The organism is Oleiphilus sp. HI0132 (genome assembly GCF_001635845.1).
Genome location: NZ_LWGJ01001510.1, coordinates 1 through 1,885, shown reverse-complemented (window position 1 = coordinate 1,885; position 1,885 = coordinate 1). Strand labels below are relative to the sequence as shown.

2 protein-coding genes are annotated in these 1,885 nt (G+C 42.9%); one reads left to right on the top strand and one right to left on the bottom strand.

From position 1 onward, the window contains the following. Positions 1 to 113: 113 nt before the first annotated feature. On the bottom strand, positions 114 to 1,121 hold the full coding sequence (locus A3766_RS23275) for a TAXI family TRAP transporter solute-binding subunit (protein ID WP_068512041.1): 1,008 nt from the start codon (positions 1,119 to 1,121) through the stop codon (positions 114 to 116). 160 nt (positions 1,122 to 1,281) lie between these two features. Here A3766_RS23275 and A3766_RS23270 point away from each other — a divergent pair. Continuing rightward, the coding region (locus A3766_RS23270; protein ID WP_156509070.1) for a hypothetical protein at positions 1,282 to 1,885 on the top strand (604 nt) is incomplete at its 3' end.

The window sequence follows — 1,885 nt, the reverse complement described above, 5'->3', positions numbered from 1 at the left end:
GCTTTTTTGTTTCTGGTCTTAATCTCTTGCAGAGGTTTTTTCTTCGCGCTTGATTAAGCTTGTGCTAACCCTCTAGTGGGCCACAGAACAACTGAAAGAATATTGGCAGCTGACTAATTCAACAAACCTACTTCTTTGTAGTAGCGAACTGCTCCGGCATGTAAGGGGGCTGATAAGCCTTCTTTAACCATTTTGGTCTTATCGAGAGCATGGAATGCAGGGTGAAGTTTTTTAAACTCGAGGAAATTTTCAAATACTGACTTGGTTAACTGGTAGATAACCTCGTCGGGTGTATCTTTAGAGCTTACTAGTGTCGCACCTACGCCAAATGATTTTATTTCATTTGGGTTGCCTCGGTACATACCAGCCGGAATGGTGACTTCGTGATAATATGCGTTGTCAGTGACTAGCTGATTAACTTCGGAACCTTCAACATCAATAAGAATGCTATCGCAATCTGAGGTCGCAGCTTTAATCGAGGCGCTAGGATGCCCAGCCATAAAAATCATGGCATCAAACTGCTTGTCGCATAGTGCTTTTGATTGATCTGAGGAGCTGAGTTCAGATACTTGTGAAAAAAGGCTGCTTCCCCAGCCGAGTGCCTGCATGAGAATTTCCATAGTGGCACGATGACCAGAGCCTTTATTACCTATATTAATTCGTTTACCTTTCAGGTCATTTAAAGTTTGGATGCCCGAATCTTTTCGTGCGACGACAGTAAATGGCTCGGAGTAAATAGAAAATACTGAGCGTAACGCTGGGTCTCTGCCTTCTGAGGAAAATACTTCACTGCCTTGTACTGCGTGATATTGCCAGTCGGACTGAACAACTGCCATATCCAAGTCCAGTTCTCTGACTTTTCGTAAGTTGTACAATGATCCCTGGGTGCTTTCAACGCCACAGCGTATACCGTGCTCGGAACGTTGACGATTGATCATCCTGCATACTGCGCCGCCTGTTGGATAATACACTCCGGTGACACCACCGGTACCGACAATCATATAGTGCTTGTCACGAGCAAGGCTGAGCTCGGAACTGCCGAAAAGAAAGACGAAAATACAAAGCTTAGCCAGCTTCAATTTGCCGAACAAACTCAAAGTTTTTGACCTACGACCTAGCATACGTTTCCTTATTGAAGCTGCTTGTATCAGCACCTTACCCTTTTCATTGAAGAATAATCTTTTTGGAAAAGATTTTCTACACGATATTGTTGTGAAAGAGAAAAACAGAATTATGCTGTTACACTTATTGAAGGCCCTTAACAAGCAGTTTCTTTTCGCTATGAATAAGCTGATTCAACCGATATTTTTGCTGATGAATCGATTAACTTACCGTGGTAAGTTTATGTTGATCTCATCGGTTTTCGCGATCCCCTTGGCTCTGTTCGCAGTGCAGTTGGCAGTTAGTGCTCATCAGCAACTAGAGCAGGCTCAGCACACACGCTCTGGTTTTAACTACCTTCGCCAATCAACAGAACTTATCGAAGACTTGGAAACGATACGAGATATGACTGTTGTTATATCTCGGAAGAGTGACTCTTTCTTGGTTTCAAGGCTCGATAGTGTTAAGAAGCGGGCATATGGTCGTATTATGGATCTAAGCCAAAAGTTAAATTCTAAAGTTAGTAGTAAGTACTTACTAAGCCTTAAGGATAAGTTTGAAAAGGACGGCTTTATTCGTGGAAGTGAGGCGGGAAGAGTTGATAAGATTTATGAGGAGGCCCATATTATGGTTGGTCAGGCCTATAGCTGGAGAAGGCAAGTTTCTTACCTGTATGCCTCAAGCGGCCAAAGTGATATTTTATCCTTCGTTAACCTCCTCAATGAGAGTGAAGAATACACTTATGCTTTAGGTCTGGTCAGAATGTTTGGTAGCCTGTATCTAG